Genomic DNA, 18047 nt, shown 5'->3' with positions numbered 1-18047 from the left:
TGCATGGCGGTATGAAATTTAGCCATCATCATTTGTGGCTAAGTAATGAACTAATAAAGGGAAAGTTAGAGGTAGTCATTCTGTAAGTTATTTTGAGTGAGTATCACTTTCAATTAGCTGTTGGGCTTTAGCCAATAAAAAAGCCAGCTTGGTGGCTGGCTTTGTTGAGATATTGAAAACTAAGTTTACAAGCATGCTGTCTCTATAGAGGCTTTCTCCACTCGTGTTCCTGTCTTTTATTCACAAGGTGGTGCCATGTGGATCACGGCTAGGCCGCCTAGAGAAGTTTCACGGTACTTCTTGTTCATGTCTTTACCTGTTTGATACATGGTCTCGATAACCTTGTCTAACGAGATAAGACACTTGCTGGTACGTTTCAACGCCATGCGCGATGCATTGATGGCTTTCATTGCACCCATTGCGTTACGTTCGATACATGGCACCTGAACAAGGCCACCGATCGGATCGCATGTCATGCCCAGTGAGTGTTCCATCGCGATCTCAGCGGCAATACAAATCTGTTCGTTGCTACCACCACGTAGGGCAGTTAGGCCTGCTGCGGCCATTGATGAAGAAACGCCGACTTCACCCTGACAACCTACCTCTGCGCCAGAAATCGAAGCGTTGGTTTTGTATAAGATGCCGATTGCGCCAGAGACTGCCAAGAAGTCTTTAAGCTGCTTGGTGTCTAGCTCCTTGATGAAACGATGGTAGTACATCAATACCGCAGGTATAACCCCAGCCGCACCGTTGGTCGGTGATGTCACGACCTGACCGCCCGCTGCATTCTCTTCACTCACGGCAAAGGCAAATAGGTTAATCCAATCCATGATCTCCATTGGATCGTTTTCAATCGAGGCATTCGCTTCAAGCTTTTTAAGCAGAGCAGGTGCTCGACGAGTGACTTCTAGGCCGCCATCAAGGATGCCTTCTGTGTCAAAGCCACGCTGCATACACAGAGACATCACCTTCCAAATTTGGTCGGCTTTCCGGTCAATCACATCCATACCTTGGAATGAAACTTCGTTACGTAGAATTAAGCCACCAAGGCTCAGTCCTTGTTGTTCGGATAGTTCAAGTAACTGATCAGCGGAAGAGAAAGGGAACTCAACTTGTGTTTCTGCTTCCTGTTTGCCGTTTTGTAGCTCATCAGCGGTTGCGATAAAGCCACCACCAATCGAGTAGTAGGTTTCCATATCCAGAAGGCTGCCGCTTTCGTCAAAGGCAGAGATAGTCATGCCATTTTCATGCAACGGAAGGTTAGTTTTGTGGAAGAGCAGATCGCTTTCTACATCGAAATAAATTTCATGGTTACCGCTAACCAATAGAGATTTATCTTCAATCGCCTTACGCATTGCTTGGTTAGCACTGGTGATTTTAATGGTGTCGGGGCGGTTACCTAGCAAACCTAACAAGGTCGCTCTGTCTGTGTGGTGACCAATACCCGTCAATGATAACGAGCCGTATAAGTCGATTTGAATACGCTTCACTTGCTTAAGCTGAGCATCAATTTTTTGGGTAAAGTTAAACCCAGCGATCATTGGTCCATTTGTGTGGGAGCTGGATGGTCCAACCCCAATTTTGTAGATATCAAAAATAGACAGCATAGTAACTTCCTGTGAAGACGGTTCGATGGACGAACTCTGTGTAAAATTTGTATTTGGTTAGTTGCACTTCTTTGAGTGAACCTGTTCTGTGGGTGAAACAGTTATGCGATAGAGCGTATTCATTGATTGAAAGGGCTCTTTTATCGACTAGTGCTAACAAGCATAGAGCGATGAAATACAAGAGCGTGCTATGTTTGCTGTAAAGCGACACGTTTATTCTTGTATTACCTAAGATGTCGCTATCAATAGTGAGCATTATTGCGAGCAACATATAAGAATTTCAAAATACTTTTGTTAACAAGTATTGTATACATAATTCACTCCATCTAATCCCCAAAACGAGACTTGAACATAAAATGAGCATTAATCACCTCCTTATTGTGCTGGGTAAGCGACTTAATGAGAATAAATTGACTGATGAAGGAATCAGTCGAGTTGATGCTTTGGTTGAGTATCTGGCGGAGCCTTTGGTAGAAGAGTCGAATCAGCAAACTGCGGTAGCATTTTGTGGTGGGCTAACAAAAGGGCAAACACTGTCTGAAGCCGACGCGATGCACCAGTACTTTAGAAAGCTTGAAAAGCAGCGTGAACATCCGTTTTCTTTAGGGGCGATTTTGCTCGAGCAGCACTCGACCAACACTGTCGAGAACATACAGAACTTGGCCTCAGAGTTGATTGCAAGCGGGCTGTTTACTCGCGGGCAAAGTGTGCAAGTGACATTCGTTTCGAATGACTACCATTTACAACGTATATTCGAGATTCAATCGCTCATGGGCGAGCAAGGTTTGCTTAAAGTTCTCATCGAGAAGTGTTCCGCACTTGGGGTAGAGCAGCAAATAGATCGCAGGTTGGAGGCTCATGTTGCGGTGCCATACCCACATCAAAGTGCTCAGGGGCAATTGTTTCTGTTGATGGACGTACTGACGACCTACCGAGTTTATCTTGAAGGTGTTTGTGCGGGCGCATTTAAGCGAGATTTAGAGTTGGTTAGACGAGAGCCAGAAAGACTGTCTTTGGAAGCATTGATCACTGCCAAAGAGCTCGTTGGACGTTCATCTGACTTTGACATTGTGGAGAGTTTACTCCCAGCATTGGAGCGCTGTATCCAGCAGACTTCAGTGGGTACCGATGTAAAAAAAGTCAGGGAATACCTAGCTCTACTAGATACTAACCTGACTTTATTGAACCGTTATTTAGATCCGGAATCGGATCTCACACATCGCTGGTGGCGATAGGTGATTATTTCTTTCTCGTGATGCCAATAACGGCCTTTAAACTCGCAAAGGCAATCAGACAGTAAGCTCGAAGCTTTGTGCCTTCTTCTGCTCACGCGAACGTAATCACCGCCCGTCACATTGGCCAAAAGGCTCATGTGTTGTATTACAGTGATTAACTTTGGGTTTCTGAATCTTGCTCGTGGTGGTTGCGGTAGTATTCCCACTGCTCAATGCGTTCACCGTCATCGAATACACAGTAAGTTGTACGCTGATTGTTTTCAGTAACCGTGTCTAATTCACCGTCCTGTTGAACACAATAAACCGCTGCTGGGTTAGCGACTGAAACACGTTGGCCCTCGCTATATTCTGCATAGTCGTTTGCACAACCGCCTAATACAACGGCACATACAGCCATCAAACCAATTTTCTTCATGTCTATCTCCTACGTGATAACTCTATAATCGAATGCGTTAAGTTCTACAGAACCAAATGAGAAGCTCTATGAAATTAGTATATTTTAGATTTCAGAAAAGGTTGTCCTAATTTGGTCAAGATATTGAAATAGGTTGATATTTCTTCATGTTTAACGACTTTTTGAGTGTTAGATCAAGCTAAGTGGATTCAAGTTACCGTAGGAATATCCCCGTCCGCTCCGTTCTGGTTAGCGGTTGTGAACCTCGAATCTATTGATGATTATGATATGATGCCGCCAAATTCAGTAGAGCAGTCAGAATCATGAGACACCTAAAAACAACCATCCATCCTGATATCGACCATCTAGACAATAAAACGGTCTATAAGCGCAACGCTGCCCGTGCCATTGTGTTAGATGGTGAAGACATTCTGATGCTGTATACAGAGCGTTATCACGACTACACCATTCCTGGTGGTGGTTTGGATGAAGGGGAAGATGTGATCGCAGGTATGGTTCGTGAACTCGAAGAAGAGACTGGCGCGAAGAATATCCATAGCATCAAGCCGTTCGGCATTTTTGAAGAGTTTCGTCCTTGGTACAAAGATGATGCAGACATGATGCACATGATTTCTTACTGCTACTCATGCAAGATCGATCGTGAGCTTGGTGAAACGGCTTACGAAGATTATGAAGTGAAAAATGGGATGAAACCGGTGTGGATGAATATCCATGAAGCGATCGCTCATAACGAAAAGGCCATGGCAGAGAGCCCTAAGAAGGGCATGAGTATTGAACGTGAAACCTTTTTGCTGCATTTGATTGCCAAAGAGATGCTTTAGCCGTTATCAATACTAGCCTGCTAAGCTATTTATTTGCCGCCACTTTTGGCGGCAAAGTTGTTTCTAGCAATGCTAAAACTTAATACCCGAAACTAATTATTGAATATGGTTGATATTGTCAACTAAGTGTTTTTGATGTATCTTTACCTCAGCGATGAACCTATCTAGCTTAACTGCCCGGTTATATCGTTAAATCTCGCTGTGAGCCTGCCCTAAACAAAGAATACTATGAATAAAAGACAGTTTATTGCCCATTATCTGCGCATGAATCGCACCTCGTACTTATTGGCGATTGTGTTCATCTTTCTCGTCAACTGGTTACAAGTAGAGATCCCTCGCTATATCCAATTGGCGATAGATTTGATTGATGATGCCTCTTCAACTGGCCACCAACAGCTTCAAACCTATGTTTGGATTGTGGTCGGGATGTCGGTTGCCATGGTGGTGGTGAGAATTCTGTCTCGTATCTATGCGCTTAATCCGGGGCGAATTACAGAGGCCGCACTTAAAAGTACACTTCTACAAAAGTTGAATCGCTTACCGAGCAGCTTTCACGAACGCTTTGCTTCGGGTCGACTGATCTCGATTATCAACAATGACCTTAGTGGCATTCGACTGCTGTTTGGTGTCGGCTTCTTGCAGTTCTTCAATGCCTTGCTTGCGTTGTCGTTGACGCCTCTTTACATGTGGCGTATCTCACCAGAATTAACGCTTTATTCGATCATTCCTATCTCAATCGCTTTTGTGATTTTCCGTGTGGGCTTCAAGCGTATGAAAATACTGCATTTAGAGCACATGAAGCGTCTACAAAACCTGTCTGCTCAGCTAATGAGTTACCTGTCTGGGGTTGATCTCATTAAGAGCCAGCAGATGTCACCTTGGGTGAAAGCCGAAACTGAAAAGCTGAACCAGTTATTGCTTGAATGCCGCCTTAAAATTACACGCATTCAAGTCTTCTTTATGCCGGTACTCGACTACGCCAATGACCTGATGAAAATCATCATTCTTGGGCTTGGTGGCTACATGTTAATGAGACAGGAACTCACACTTGGTGAGATTACCGCCTTTCTGACTTACTCGGTTTTGCTCGCTATGCCATTGATGCAACTTGGCAGAATCGCGACCATTTATCAGCGTGGCATGGTAGGTATTCAAAGTGCACAAACCATTCTTAATGCCAAAGTCCCGGAGCTTGATGAAGATAAGCTGACTGAACTAGATGTTGAATCACTGAAGGGAAAAACGTTTTCTGTTCGCAACCTCAGCTTCAGCTATTCAGGTGAAGAACGCGTGATTCTCGATGACATCAGCTTTGATATTCCAACAGGTAAGAAAGTGGGTGTGTTAGGCGGGATCGGAGCGGGTAAAACGACATTAGTGAACTGCTTAAACCACCACTTGGATGTACCACAAGGTTCTGTTTTCCTTGGTGAAAGAGATGTCACTAGCTTCTCACGCAGTGACTTACGCCGTTACGTGAAAACCGTGACTCAAGACCCTTACCTGTTTTCAGCAACCGTCGAAGACAATATCCGCTTTGGTAGCCTAGATACCGATTTGGCAAAGAGTCAGGTTGATGAAGTGCTAGAGCTCAGCCAGTTGGCTAGTGATGTGACACGTTTTGAACACGGCGATCAAACCTTAGTCGGTGAGAAAGGGATCATGTTGTCAGGTGGTCAGAAGCAGCGCTTAAGTATTGCGCGTGCTTTATTGCAACCCACCGACCTGATCATCATGGATAACGTTCTATCGGCTGTCGACTATGAAACAGAACGTAAGATCTTGGAAGGTTTGTTTAAACGTTTGGAAAATCAATCGGTTCTTGTGGTTTCACACCGCGTTAATGCCCTTGAATATATGGATGAAGTCATCGTGTTGAACGAAGGTAAAGTGATCGCGAAGGGCGACCACGCCACGTTATTGAAAACCTGTGATTACTATTACGATACATGGCAACTACAGCAGAATGAAACGGAGGCAGCAGCATGTTAAAAGGTGTTGATCTCAAATACCTCAAGCACTTTTTTAAGTTTGCTAAGAAATACAAAGGCTCTGCGATTCTGGGCATCGCTATGCTTCCTCTTTCTGTCATCACGAGCTTGTTGTTCCCTTGGCTGATCATTCAAGTGATCGATGTTCACCTGAGTCATGGGGATATGGATGGTCTGCTCGAATACGTCTTCTATCTCGTTGTCGTGCTGGTGGCGAGTTATGTGGTGGATACCACCTATTCGTACAACCTTCGTAAAACTGGGCAATACACGATAACTGACATGCGCTCAGTGTTGTTTGCTCGCGTGCTCAAACTGCCACGCAGCTATTTTGATAACACACCGATTGGCGTAACGCTTTCACGATTAACCAGTGATTTGGAAACCATCGGCGAGACGTTTGTTCAGTCGGTTGTCGGGCTAGTTAAAGACAGCATCAATACCATTGCTCTGTTGGTGATGATGTTCTTCATTGATTGGCAGTTAACGATGATTGTATTGATCATTATGCCGCCAGTGATGTATTTGACGGTGTATGTGAGAAACCGACTTCGTGCTCTCTATAAGGTGACTCGTTCTTCTCTCGCTCGCGGTATTGGCTTTTTACAAGAAGTCTTATTTGGCATGAAAACCGTTCAGATGTACCGAGCGGAAGAGCAAGTCGAGCAACGCTACCAAGGCTATACCGATGAGTTTTTAAGAGCGCAGAAGAAGATCAATAAATACGATGCGATTTTGTTCTCGTTTATCTCTGGCATCACCTCCATCACTATCGCGATTATGATCTGGTATGGCTCTGAGCAAGTGTTAGAAGGGGCGCTCACCTTGGGTGTGCTGATTGCGTTCATCAACACCTTAGAGAAAGTGTTTGTTCCGATTCGTGACTTTACTTCGCAGATCGCTTCGATTCAGAGTTCATTTGCAGCGTTTGACCATATTGAAGAGCTGTTTGTTGAGCCGACTGAAGAAGAAGGGCGCAACCTGTTGTCATCTAACAAGGTTGAGAAGCAGCTTGAACAGTTTGTGAGCCTAGAGTTTAAGAACGTAAGCTTCCGCTACAAAGACGACTCTCCCTACGTTCTAAAGAATGTCTCGTTTGTATTGGAGAAAGGGCATCAAATCGCGCTTGTGGGTTCGACGGGCTCGGGCAAGTCGACGATTCTGCGTCTGATCTCTAAAGCCTACCAAGACTATGAAGGCAGCATTTTGTTGAATGGAATAGAGCTGTCACAGATCTCAAGTGAAGACTCTGCTCATTTGTTCTCAATGATGATGCAAGACGTGCACTTATTTGAAGAGACCATCCAATTCAATATCGCGCTGGGCAAAACGCATCTATCTAGAACTGAGGTTGAACAGGCGGCGCGCTATGTTTATGCCGATAAGTTTATTGAACAATTGCCACAAGGTTATGACTTCCACTTGGAAAAGAACGGCTCTAACTTGTCTGTAGGGCAAACGCAGCTTATCTCGTTCGCTCGAGCGGTTGCACAGGGTGGTCAATTGATGATGCTTGATGAGGCGACCAGTTCGGTAGATTCAATCACTGAAGACCTGATTCAAAAAGCAATGCAGCGCCTTTTCAAGGAAAAAACCGTGATTGCGATTGCACACCGTTTGAGTACCGTTCGTCACTCAGATACGATTTTGGTGTTGGAAAAGGGTGAAATTGTTGAGCAAGGTAATCATCAACAGCTGGTGGCACACAATGGTATTTATGCTGGCTTGTTACAAGAATCGATTGTAGAAACGGGCGATTCTCAAGTAACGGTTGCCTGATCACCTCAAATCAGGTTTACCGTTATCGATACTATGAATTGGTGTTGCTTATGTTTCACCAATTTCTATTCTTTTCTAGTATTCCCAGTAGCTTAGGGAAAATAAAACATATTTTACGATTATTAATATGTTATGATCTCCCTACTACTAAAGGGGTGTCTTAGGGCATCGGGATGTATGCAAGCAAAAAGAACCGGCTTGTGTCAGTCACTTTCTGGCGAATATGGAATCGAAAATGTTGTTGGAAGAAGTTGTAGAAATTATCGAATTAACCGACTCAGACCATTTATCTCAAGCAATGGAACTGTTTAACGAGCATGGTTTTGTTGATGCTGAGTCTTTACCTTTTATGAATGTTGTTTTTGAAACAGCACCAGATCAACTTGCGAAGAAGCTGTCGCAGATTGGTTTTAAAGGTTTAGTGCAAGTCGAAAAGAATGAAGATGCATCAGGCTTCACCATTATTGATGCTGACCGTGTTCTGCTAAAAGATTCTGCTTAGTCGAAAGGCTCTGCTTAGCTGCAAGATTCTTCTTAATAACAAGAATAAGATTCAGCTTAGTGAAAAGACTCTATCCAGTTCAGTAACACCCGTTATGATTATTTGAGGTTAACACAGTGACAACAGCAACCGTTTCATCAACAGAACAACATATTTCCAACGAACATGCACTTTTAGGTGCATCGTTATTAGCGTCTCAAAAAGTTGAGTTGGCTCTGTTCAGTGTGATCTCTAAATTAGCTAAAGCCCTATCAAAAGAGCAGCAACAGTCATTAGGTTTGGATTTGGATACCTTTTTAAGGGAGAAGCCAAGTGAACAAGCCTCGACTCTGAGCCGCTACGAAAATACGTTTGGTGAACAACTTCCTTTGAAGGCTAATGAACTCAACGATTTTATTTATCATCGAAACTTGGTCACTCGTGGCTTTTGGCGTGTGACTGGTGCTGATGTTAAAGGCGGTGAGAAACTTGCTAACCCAGAGCTTTATTTAAAAGAGTTCTTGGCTAAATGTGAATACTGGCAAGTGATGATTGATACTCAAACCAAGTAATCAAATTGAAATAAGAAAGCCATAGCGAACATGCTATGGCTTTTTTGTTGTTTGTGCAAATTGTCTTGAATTCTTTGAATCTAGAGCATCATCTTCAATACATAGTTCCTAGAGACAAAGTGATGTTTAAGTGCGGCACTGATATGCAGCACAATTAAACAGGCTAGGGCAATACAACTGGCACGATGTAAATAGAAAAAGAAGCCGTTGATTGCAGAGTCGGTAATTAGATTATTTACGCTCACTAACCAAAATAAAGAGTACGGTTCTTTTAGCATTAAGTAGCCGGTGCTGAAAACCATAAACATCACAAGATACATCAAAGAGTGTGCAAGCTTGGCAACGCATTTTTGCCCTTCAGGCACAGAGGTTGGCATGCTTGGCGACGAGCGAAAGTGGCTCCAGATATAACGAACCACAAGCAGTGGCGTCGCAACGGTCGCCAATGACATGTTGAGCACTGACAGAAAAGAAAACAGCTCTGGATGACTGGTGACATAGTGCATCACATACCCTGCGATTGTTGCATAGATGATTACAGAAGCCATTACCCAGTGCAGTACACGGCTTACTAAATCGTATCGTGGATTATTCAAATTAACCTCGTTCTGATCGCTATTAATATAAGATTCATCTCGATGCAATAAACCATTTTTCGGTATATTCGCATCGCGAATTAATCATATAGAACAGTATTACGCGGTATTTTTATAATTTAGAAATTAATGATGTTGCTTCAGGTGTTTTATAATTATCAATGATGTTTTAGAGTGTTAATTCCAATATGGACATAGCAAACTTGTCGACTTCCTAGCTTGTATGCCTATTACGAGATACAGTTAGTCTAAATATAAACATATAAGGAATGTATAATGCTTCGAATCTTATTGGTTGCAGTTATCTCGGTGTTCAGCACGATGAGTTTTGCAAGCGAAGAGGTTAAGTACTCGGAACAAGAGTATTTGGATAGACCGCTGATGGAACGCTATATCTTGGATGAGTTGAAGCAGCTTCGAATGGAACAGCAGGATCTTGAAAGACGCTTGACCATTCAGATGACTGACCGGGAACTGACTGTGGCAGACAAGTCTCTGAATTACGCCAATGTAACCGTAACCTACTTCTTCTACATTATTGCTGGTGTGGCCTCTCTTATCGCGCTGGTGGGTTGGCAATCCATCAAAGAGCTTAAACACACAACTCAAGACATGGCTGATAAGCGACTTAATTCTATCGCTCAAGACTATGAGAAGAAGTTTAATGTTCTTGAACGGGATCTTAAGCGCAAGACCAGAATCATTTCCGACAACAACCGCGAAATTGAAATTATCAATGAGATTCATAACCTATGGTTGAGAGCACAGAACGCACAAACGGCAGAGCAAAAAATTGAAATCTACGATGAAATACTGAAGGTTCGTCCTGGAGATTTAGAAGCACTTACTGCCAAAGCTGACGCTGCTATGGATATACAGGAATACCACTGGGCAATGAGTCTTTGTAACCGTGTATTAGAAGTCGATGACCAAAATGCTCATGCCTTGTATCAACGTGCTTGCGCCTATGCTCGATTAGGGGCAGAAGGTCAAGCTATCGATGACTTAGAGCGCGCTATTGAAGCCAGTGGGTCCATGAGAGAGCTGCTAACTGAAGAGCCGGACTTTGAGATGCTGCGAGGCTTAGAACGCTTCGAAGTACTTCGTGAAGAGTAATATGAGGTAAAGATCCGTGTTAACTAAGGTGGTGGGCTTTGCATGCTCACCATACTTTCACACCTATCGCGCTATGGTTTCTTACATTTCATTTATTTTTTTGATTTAATTGTTATGTTATAACACTTTCTAAGTTCCTCGTTATAACCGCTAAGTATTTTATGAAGTTCCTCCGTATTAGTCTGATCGTTACTGCGATCAGCGCATTTTCCCTTGCTGCTTTGCTCTCTTTTCACTCCAAACCAGCACCAGAAATCTCTATCAAAATAACACCTTACCAAGGTTCTCAACCTAATGATAAGGAAGTCATCGACTCGCAAGCGACTCCCAACTCTTTGGTTAAGGTCCATTATTTTGTGAAAGTTGGCGATACGCTAAGCAACATCTTTTCGTCATGGCAACTGCCATATGGAACCGTTCAAAAGGTGATGGAAGCGGATCTGGAGTCTTTGAAACTCGACACAATAAAACCTGGTGACCATCTAGAGTTGCTTTTGGATAGTGACTCAAAACAGCTTGTGGAGCTGATTTATCACGAGAGTTTGGTTGAGCAAGCAGCCTTTACTCGAAATGATGATGGAAGCTTTAATTACCAATTCCATGAAATGCCTGGCGAATGGAAAGAAAAGCTCTATACGGGCACCGTTCATGGCAGTTTTTCAACGTCAGCATACAAAGCGGGATTAACAACCGCCCAGATCGCCAATATTACTCGAACGTTAAGAGACAAGATTAACTTCTCAAAGCAGTTAAGAGCGGGCGATGAGTTTAATGTGTTGGTCAATGAGCAATACACAGGCGACCATCTAACAGGAAAAACGGAGATCCAAGGCATATCGATTACGTTACGAGGTAAGGAAGTGGCCGCGTTTCTTGCTCCAGATGGACGCTTCTACGACAGAGAGGGTAATAGCCTTGAGCAAGCGTTCAATCGCTACCCAATAGACAAACAATTCCGAAGAATTACTTCGCCATTTAACCCGTACCGTAAGCACCCAGTGACCGGACGTATATCTCCGCATAATGGTACTGACTTCGCAACACCCGTAGGGTCGCCAGTTTATTCAACCGGTGATGGTCGAGTTATTGCTATTCGTAACCACCCGTATGCGGGGAAATACATAGTGATTGAACATAACAGTGTTTACAAAACTCGCTATCTGCATTTGAGCCGATTCTTGGTTAAGAAGGGGCAGCAGGTTAAGCGTGGGCAGAAAATTGCGTTGTCAGGCACGACTGGTCGCGTAACCGGGCCGCATTTGCATTTTGAAGTACTGGTTCGTGGAAGAGCTGTGGATTCGATGAAAGCGAACTTACCTTTAGCGAGTTCTATCTTACCCGAAAATAAAGGTGCATTCTTGGCGAGAGTTGCCTCGTTTGATGACATGCTCTCAGGGCAAAAGGTTGCACGAGTAACATCAAGCTAAGTATCAGCTTATAACTGTTCTAACCCTTTGGCGGCTAATCATCAAAGGGTTGGAACGAGTTTTCATTAGGCTGCCTGATTGCTCAATAGCTTAATAGATTAAGTGCTCAACATCTTATGTGCCCAAGTGCTCATGTGTTGAGATCTTAAGTGACTAAGTGACTAAGTGACTAAGTGACTAAGTGACTAAGTGACCAAGCGATTGAGCGACTAGGCGATTAAGCGACGACAACCGCCGTGCCACTAGCAGAGACCATCAACATGCCATTACCTGTTCCCAAGACTTCGTAATCAATATCTACGCCTACCACCGCGTTGGCACCCGCTTCAATCGCTTTCTGTTCTAACTCTTTGAACGCGTAGTTACGTGCTTTTTCCAGTTCTTTCTCGTAGGTGCCAGAACGTCCACCCACAAAGTCACGAATTCCTGAAAACATATCTTTGAAAACGTTCACCCCTAGAATGGCTTCTCCGGCAATAACCCCTTTGTAATCGACAATGCGCTTGCCTTCGACTGATTGTGTGGTGGTAATAATCATAATGGCCTCTTGTAAGCTTGCTGAGCTGTCACTCGCTTATTGATTGATAGTTTGGTCTTGCTCTTGAATGTCATCGTTCAGTGCTGTCTCTGAGCGTGTGAATTCATGTCTTAACCATGTTCTCAGTTTTAGCACACTTTCTTGTTTTAATTTGTTTTTTGGGCAAACAAAGTAAAAATCTTGGTGCGGGTTAGCAACCGGTTTACCCAATTCGACAAGCATCCCATGGCTGATATCATCTTTCACAAACAAGCGATGCGTTACTAGTACGCCTAACGAACGAATTGAAGCTTGCACCGCTTGAATGGAGACATCGAACGTCAGATTGCTATGGAATGTGGGCAGTGGAATTTGGTAATTGTCGCACCACACTTGCCAGTCGTGTTGCCGCCTGAGGTTAAAAACGCCAATGGTCGGGTTTTGTTTGACGAGTTGCTCGACGCTCAATCCGGTCTGGTTTTTTAATAGAGTAGGGCTGCACACCAAGACCAGATCATCGTCGCCCAGTTTCTCGCTGTAATATTGCTCCCACTCATTGGGCTTGCCATGTACGAGCGCAACATCGACCCCTTCCTGTTCAATATCGAAAGGGCCAGTTAGCGTCGAAATACGGATATCAAGTGAGGGAGCGAAAGCTTGGAAGTCGGGAACTCGTGGGATCCACCAGTGCATCGCGAGCGAATTGACCATGTTGAGGGTAATGCGGTGGTCGTTAGGCGTTCTGGCAAGCTCTTCGGTCGCCTCTATCACTTGCTCAAGTGCGGGCGCGACTTTGCGGTAATATCGCTTACCTGCGGCATTAAGAACAACACGACGACCGACTCGTTGAAACAAAGGCTTGTTGACCAGTTGTTCTAACGACTTTATCGCTTGGCTTACCGCAGAGTGACTGACGTACAGCACCCGAGCGGCGTCGGTCATGCTGCCAGTCTCAGCGACAGCAATGAAAGCGTAAACGGATTTAAGCGGAACGAGTTTTTTCATTGGTAAGTTTTCCTTACAGTTATCGTTAATATTACTCGCTATTTTTCATTACGTCACGCCTCTAAAATAGATGTCATAGGAGGTGATAATTATGTCTGATATTACCAAGGCGACGACTTTCATGTTGTTGTCGACGTTCAGTTTGTCTTTAAGTGGCTTGATGGCCAAGTATCTATCTGAAGTGATGCCCACTTCGTTACTCAGTTTTGTGCGTTTTTTGTTACCCAGTCTGTTTTTATTTCTTTTCCTGACTTTTTACAAAATCAGCAAGCCGACACGAGAAATGTGGAAACCTTTGGTGATGCGAGCGATCTTTATGGTGGCGTGTCAGTGGTGTTTCCTTACTTCACTGCAAACCTTAACGCTGGTTGAAGGGGTTGTGTTATTCAGTACGGGTCCTCTGTTTATTCCATTGTTAGAAAAGTTAATATTTAGAACCAAGATTCATACAACGACGATCGTGTGTTTAGCTGTCACTTTTGTTGGCGTAGTGATGATGGCGGGGGATTGGTCGCAGTTTGAGTTGGGTTCTGAGTTCTTTAGACCTGCGCTTCTGCTTGGACTTCTCGCGGGGGTATTTAATTCTGGCTCGCAAGTGAGTCTGTACCGAGCATCTAAAACTAGCCTGACACCAGCAGAGCTTAATGCATGGACCTTTTTAGTCGCAGCAATACTTGTTATACCTATGCTCGTGTTGACTTCTGTTTCTGCTGTACCAGATGTACTTAAGGGGGATAGTGTGTATGGAGCTTTAACGACTTTGCTGTCGTTTGATGACTTGCGTTGGATTGGACTTGGTGCATTTGGACTCGCACTGTTTACCATCAATACTCAAATCTTCCGCTCCAAGGCTTATAAGCTTGCAGACAGCGGTTCCCAGTTGGCACCACTGATTTTTACTAACATGCTGTTTAGCGCCTTATGGCAGGGTTTGTTCTTTGATGATGTGTTTTCTACTCAGCAGATGATTGGCATTAACCTGATTGTTGTGGCGAGTATCACCAACACGCTATTAGCAAAGAGACACAGCAAAGCAAAAGCCAACCAGACACCGCGAGTCACAGTGGCTGTAGCGACTGTAGTGGACGTTGCGGTATTGGACTCGGCAGCTAAAAGCTAACCATTGAGTTATGGCTTATCCTCTGAATGGTTAATTTAAAACTTAGAACAATGAGCGTATGTATTCTTTTACTCGGTCGATGTGTTCGTGCGGGTCAATCTCGCAGCGTTGGTTCATTTCTAGGAATCGCTCAGCGTATTTATCGTAGATTTTGTTTTCCAAAAACAGTAAATACAACTTGGGATCGATATGACCGCTGGTGGCCATGTCGGTCATGATGTTGAGTGATTCGCTTAAGAGCTTACCTTTCTTATAAGGGCGATCACTAGAGGTGAGCGCTTCAAAGACATCAGCAATTGCCATTGCTCTGGACGGCAGAGGTAACTGGTCTTCGTTTAAGCCTCTTGGGTATCCCTTACCGTCGATACGTTCGTGGTGTCCGCTGGCGATATCCGGAATGTTTTGAAGGTAAGGCGGGTAAGGCAACTTGTTGAGCATGGTGAAGGTTTGGATAATATGATCGTTGATCATGAAACGTTCTTCATCGTTTAGCGTACCACGGCGTACTTTCAAATTGTGCAGTTCACCTTGGTTGTATTTAACTTCTCCGGGCTTAAGTACAAACGCTTCTTGCCATACATCGGCAGGGTTAAAGCCATTGTCCCAAGGTATTTTATGCTCCGGTTTGTCTGCAAGCAGAGGCTCCATGACAGGCAAACCCTTTTCCTGACTTGTTGGCTCAGTTCTCTCTTTCTCAACCGACTCTTTTTGGGTGTTAAATCTCTCTTTTTCAGACCAAGACAAACCCAATTGATCATCCAGTGTACGTTTCCATTGGCGTTTGGCTATTTGATCTAAGCGTTCTAGCTGCTCTTCCGTCATAGATTCGCCGCCAAGATTACACTCAGCAACGAAGGCAAACTCCTCATCCAGTTCAGACAGGTTTTGTTCGAGTATTTTGAGTTGTTCTTCTTGTAGTGCACCGTTCGCCATCGCTTTCCAGTAATCGGTTTCCGCTTGCTGTTTCAACAACTCAAAACGCATTCGCACTTCGTGGATTCGGTCGTAAATGGTTTCCAGTTTTGTTGCCTTATCTACCACATATTCAGGCGTGGTCACCTTGCCGCAGTCATGAAGCCAAGCGGCGAGCATCAACTCTTCCCACTGTTTACTGTCCAATGAGAATTGCGGGTAATAGCGGTCATCATCTATGGTTGCTTGAGTTAGCCATTTGGTGAGCTCAGGCACTCGTTGGCAATGCCCGCCCGTATAAGGTGACTTGGTATCAATCGCCGATGCAATCAGCTCAATAAAGGCATTAAGCATGTCTTTTTGTTGCTGCATTTGGTCGATGTTGTCTTTCGCTATTTCCGCAAAGCTGAGCAACTCTCTTAAAAAGGCGTGCTTGTCTGCCTGCATCTTGGTAATTGGTCTCTCATAGCCAATTGCCACAATCCCTACCAACAGTTTCTCTCGGTTTAATAGTGGAAATAGGTACAGGTCTGAATTGAAGATCGAATCTTGGTAATAGTTGAGAACATTGTCTTCTCTGTTCAAATGGATCGTCTCACCAGATTTAAGCTGACACAGCAACCAAGGCGTGTGTTTGATGAAGTCATTGATGTCGGCCTTAAAAGGAAGAATGGCAAGGTTAGCTGCCGTATCAAACACGTCTTTCTCTTTGGACTGAGTGAAAAGGACAATGGTTTCTGCTTTGGTGATTAAATAGCTTTGATGAGCAATGTTCTTGGCTAAGATCGAAAACTCCTGATTCCCGGCGGTGTCTCGAAGTAGGGTAATCAGATCATGAAGCGTGTGTTCCATTAGCTCAATCGAGTGGGCGAGGTTAGCCACTTCTTGAATCATGCTTTTGGGATAATGAGTACGCCTGAAGTCGAACCGAGCGATGTTGTCGGTGAGTTGCATCAGCGTATTGAGCGGCTGAGACAGTCGATTAGCAACAAACCATACGATAGCGAAGCAGATGAACAACATCCCAATCGCGACCGCAACTTGCTTGTCTCGCATCGAGATAAGATCAGCGAGCAGCTCATTGTGTGGCGTCGCTTCTGCCAAGTATAAGGTGACATTTTGAGTCAGTTGAACCGGCGTTAGCGTTAGTGCCCAAGTGTTTAAGTTGTACTCAACGTTTTTTAGATTGAGGTTAAACTTCTCTTCATCAGAGATAAGCGGCGCAATAACGGACGCTTTCAATGCTTCCATCTGTTCACGTTTGGGCACATTAAAGAAGCTTTGGTCTTGCTCACTGCCAGAGAGATTCCCCGTCGTTTGGTTGTTCGTTTGCTCAGTTTTACTTGTGTCATCAGATTGGGAGTCAGGCTTGGGTACTGATAGCTCAAGTTGATGCTGACCGAGAAGATTAAAATGTTGATCGAACAAGGCGAGTCGGGTTTGCGGAGAATAAGCTAATTCACTGATCTGAGAAGAGAGGGAACTCAACGTAAAGTCGGCACCAACCACATGCTTGCCATCGGCAGAACGCCTAGAGAGCGTAATACCATTGGTTTGCAGGAAATAGAACAGATAGGGTTCAGAGAGTTGTATTGAGCCATCAGGCTTTGCGTTACGAAACCAAGGACGAGTGGTGGGGTTGAACTTACTCTCTGCTTGTCGAGTACTGACCACTTGATGTGCGCCATCAAGATAGGTAATAAAGTTTTCACCGTCTAGATTGGTGCTGCTGACCATCATGGTCGCTTTAGCGGGCGCGCTGTTTTCGGCTCTCTGTTTATTGGTGCTTAATGGACGAAAGATTCTGAAGTCACCATCTTCAGAACCATAAAATAGAGCGACCAAATTGGTGTTTTGCTTGAAGATGATATCGACCGAAGCAAGCCAAGAGTCTTTTTCGACAGCGGAAGCTTGATGAGCAACAAACGGGCTCACCGCCATCACATTTAAGGTTGTGATAACAGGGGCAATGGCTTGTTTAAATACTGATTCCAGTTTGTCGCGGTGCTCATTACTGATCTCGCGCACTGTGCCTAGCAGCAGCTCTTGGGAGTGCCGATAACTAATCGAAATCAATACCGCACCGACAAGTGTTGTCAAAATTAGGAAAAGGCTAGTGATGTGGATACTCAGCGGATATCGTCTTCTTCTCATCTAACACTCCAGTTTGTAGGCTGGTTTAAGTATTGACGAACTTGGGTAGGTTGCAAAAAATTGGCGCAATTACCGAGTGTGTGCGGTTCGACTTAGATAAGACCAAGCGCTGGCTGGCTCTGGTTAGCCACGTATTCCCGTGTCGTGTAAATGAACCAGTAATAAACCTTTATGTTTGGGTGCTAATTGTCACTTTCAGCTGATAAACTGGCCGAATTGTTGCCATTAGGCATTCATTTTCTGAAGTATTCTTTTCCTGAAAGAGATTCAGAGTTACTTTCTGAAAAACGTATTTTGAC

Annotated in this window: 15 protein-coding genes; 9 read left to right on the top strand and 6 right to left on the bottom strand. The window is 44.2% G+C overall.

Annotation, left to right across the window (positions count from 1 at the left end; genetic code table 11):
• Positions 1-236: 236 nt before the first annotated feature.
• A complete protein-coding gene (locus tag AB6E54_RS03735) occupies positions 237-1607 on the bottom strand; it encodes an L-serine ammonia-lyase (RefSeq protein WP_102393582.1) in 1371 nt (456 codons plus the stop codon).
• A gap of 356 nt (positions 1608-1963) precedes the next feature.
• Here AB6E54_RS03735 and AB6E54_RS03730 point away from each other — a divergent pair, with 356 nt between their 5' ends.
• The gene (locus AB6E54_RS03730; RefSeq protein ID WP_229647725.1) at positions 1964-2842 is read left to right on the top strand and encodes a YdcF family protein; all 879 of its coding nucleotides are present in this window, start codon (positions 1964-1966) and stop codon (positions 2840-2842) included.
• 154 nt (positions 2843-2996) lie between these two features.
• On the opposite strand, the gene AB6E54_RS03725 is transcribed toward AB6E54_RS03730, so the two are convergent.
• Positions 2997-3257: a DUF333 domain-containing protein gene (locus tag AB6E54_RS03725; protein ID WP_102332036.1), complete on the bottom strand. Its 261-nt coding sequence runs from the start codon at positions 3255-3257 to the stop codon at positions 2997-2999.
• 302 nt (positions 3258-3559) lie between these two features.
• On the opposite strand from AB6E54_RS03725, the gene AB6E54_RS03720 reads away from it, so the two are divergent.
• The 5 genes from AB6E54_RS03720 (at position 3560) to AB6E54_RS03700 (ending at position 8901) form a co-directional block, all read left to right on the top strand.
• Positions 3560-4078 carry an NUDIX hydrolase gene (locus tag AB6E54_RS03720; protein WP_372107164.1) on the top strand — a complete coding sequence of 173 codons (519 nt, stop codon included), beginning with the start codon at positions 3560-3562 and terminating at the stop codon, positions 4076-4078.
• A 228-nt stretch (positions 4079-4306) separates the two neighbouring features.
• Positions 4307-6070 carry an ABC transporter ATP-binding protein gene (locus AB6E54_RS03715; protein WP_372107166.1) on the top strand — a complete coding sequence of 588 codons (1764 nt, stop codon included), beginning with the start codon at positions 4307-4309 and terminating at the stop codon, positions 6068-6070.
• Positions 6064-7848, top strand: a complete 1785-nt coding sequence (locus tag AB6E54_RS03710) for an ABC transporter ATP-binding protein (RefSeq protein WP_372107168.1) — start codon at positions 6064-6066, stop codon at positions 7846-7848. The genes AB6E54_RS03715 and AB6E54_RS03710 overlap by 7 nt, the downstream gene beginning before the upstream one ends.
• Positions 7849-8083: 235 nt before the next feature.
• Positions 8084-8350 carry a hypothetical protein gene (locus AB6E54_RS03705; RefSeq protein ID WP_017059525.1) on the top strand — a complete coding sequence of 89 codons (267 nt, stop codon included), beginning with the start codon at positions 8084-8086 and terminating at the stop codon, positions 8348-8350.
• A 116-nt stretch (positions 8351-8466) separates the two neighbouring features.
• Positions 8467-8901 carry a hypothetical protein gene (locus AB6E54_RS03700; protein WP_017064806.1) on the top strand — a complete coding sequence of 145 codons (435 nt, stop codon included), beginning with the start codon at positions 8467-8469 and terminating at the stop codon, positions 8899-8901.
• A gap of 80 nt (positions 8902-8981) precedes the next feature.
• On the opposite strand, the gene AB6E54_RS03695 is transcribed toward AB6E54_RS03700, so the two are convergent.
• Positions 8982-9497 (bottom strand): cytochrome b, encoded by a 516-nt coding sequence (locus tag AB6E54_RS03695; RefSeq protein ID WP_082151303.1) that lies wholly within the window; start codon positions 9495-9497, stop codon positions 8982-8984.
• Positions 9498-9773: 276 nt separating this feature from the next.
• Between AB6E54_RS03695 and AB6E54_RS03690 the strand changes: the two genes are divergently transcribed.
• Together AB6E54_RS03690 and AB6E54_RS03685 are read left to right on the top strand one after the other, a co-directional pair.
• The gene (locus tag AB6E54_RS03690; RefSeq protein WP_372100092.1) at positions 9774-10613 is read left to right on the top strand and encodes a tetratricopeptide repeat protein; all 840 of its coding nucleotides are present in this window, start codon (positions 9774-9776) and stop codon (positions 10611-10613) included.
• Between the two features lie 161 nt (positions 10614-10774).
• Positions 10775-12040 (top strand): peptidoglycan DD-metalloendopeptidase family protein, encoded by a 1266-nt coding sequence (locus AB6E54_RS03685; RefSeq protein WP_372107170.1) that lies wholly within the window; start codon positions 10775-10777, stop codon positions 12038-12040.
• Between the two features lie 217 nt (positions 12041-12257).
• Here AB6E54_RS03685 and AB6E54_RS03680 read toward each other — a convergent pair whose 3' ends face one another.
• Positions 12258-12578: a heavy metal-binding domain-containing protein gene (locus AB6E54_RS03680; RefSeq protein ID WP_004730185.1), complete on the bottom strand. Its 321-nt coding sequence runs from the start codon at positions 12576-12578 to the stop codon at positions 12258-12260.
• A 36-nt stretch (positions 12579-12614) separates the two neighbouring features.
• A complete protein-coding gene (locus AB6E54_RS03675) occupies positions 12615-13562 on the bottom strand; it encodes a LysR substrate-binding domain-containing protein (protein ID WP_065584578.1) in 948 nt (315 codons plus the stop codon).
• 91 nt (positions 13563-13653) lie between these two features.
• On the opposite strand from AB6E54_RS03675, the gene AB6E54_RS03670 reads away from it, so the two are divergent.
• Complete coding sequence (locus AB6E54_RS03670) at positions 13654-14682, top strand: DMT family transporter (RefSeq protein WP_372107172.1); 1029 nt, start codon at positions 13654-13656, stop codon at positions 14680-14682.
• Between the two features lie 42 nt (positions 14683-14724).
• On the opposite strand, the gene AB6E54_RS03665 is transcribed toward AB6E54_RS03670, so the two are convergent.
• Positions 14725-17748 (bottom strand): HD domain-containing phosphohydrolase, encoded by a 3024-nt coding sequence (locus tag AB6E54_RS03665; protein ID WP_372107174.1) that lies wholly within the window; start codon positions 17746-17748, stop codon positions 14725-14727.
• Between the last annotated feature and the right edge of the window lie 299 nt (positions 17749-18047).

The organism is Vibrio sp. 10N.247.311.49, from assembly GCF_041467655.1.
In the GTDB taxonomy this organism is placed as follows: domain Bacteria; phylum Pseudomonadota; class Gammaproteobacteria; order Enterobacterales; family Vibrionaceae; genus Vibrio; species Vibrio crassostreae_C.
Note: the sequence above shows the minus strand (reverse complement) of the source record. Positions and strands in the feature narration are given on the sequence as shown.

Coding starts and splice junctions, on each gene's coding strand:
- AB6E54_RS03735 (WP_102393582.1), bottom strand. CDS start 1,607: ATGCTGTCTATTTTTGATATCTACAAAATTGGGGTTGGACCATCCAGC.
- AB6E54_RS03730 (WP_229647725.1), top strand. CDS start 1,964: ATGAGCATTAATCACCTCCTTATTGTGCTGGGTAAGCGACTTAATGAG.
- AB6E54_RS03725 (WP_102332036.1), bottom strand. CDS start 3,257: ATGAAGAAAATTGGTTTGATGGCTGTATGTGCCGTTGTATTAGGCGGT.
- AB6E54_RS03720 (WP_372107164.1), top strand. CDS start 3,560: ATGAGACACCTAAAAACAACCATCCATCCTGATATCGACCATCTAGAC.
- AB6E54_RS03715 (WP_372107166.1), top strand. CDS start 4,307: ATGAATAAAAGACAGTTTATTGCCCATTATCTGCGCATGAATCGCACC.
- AB6E54_RS03710 (WP_372107168.1), top strand. CDS start 6,064: ATGTTAAAAGGTGTTGATCTCAAATACCTCAAGCACTTTTTTAAGTTT.
- AB6E54_RS03705 (WP_017059525.1), top strand. CDS start 8,084: ATGTTGTTGGAAGAAGTTGTAGAAATTATCGAATTAACCGACTCAGAC.
- AB6E54_RS03690 (WP_372100092.1), top strand. CDS start 9,774: ATGCTTCGAATCTTATTGGTTGCAGTTATCTCGGTGTTCAGCACGATG.
- AB6E54_RS03685 (WP_372107170.1), top strand. CDS start 10,775: ATGAAGTTCCTCCGTATTAGTCTGATCGTTACTGCGATCAGCGCATTT.
- AB6E54_RS03680 (WP_004730185.1), bottom strand. CDS start 12,578: ATGATTATTACCACCACACAATCAGTCGAAGGCAAGCGCATTGTCGAT.
- AB6E54_RS03675 (WP_065584578.1), bottom strand. CDS start 13,562: ATGAAAAAACTCGTTCCGCTTAAATCCGTTTACGCTTTCATTGCTGTC.
- AB6E54_RS03670 (WP_372107172.1), top strand. CDS start 13,654: ATGTCTGATATTACCAAGGCGACGACTTTCATGTTGTTGTCGACGTTC.
- AB6E54_RS03665 (WP_372107174.1), bottom strand. CDS start 17,748: ATGAGAAGAAGACGATATCCGCTGAGTATCCACATCACTAGCCTTTTC.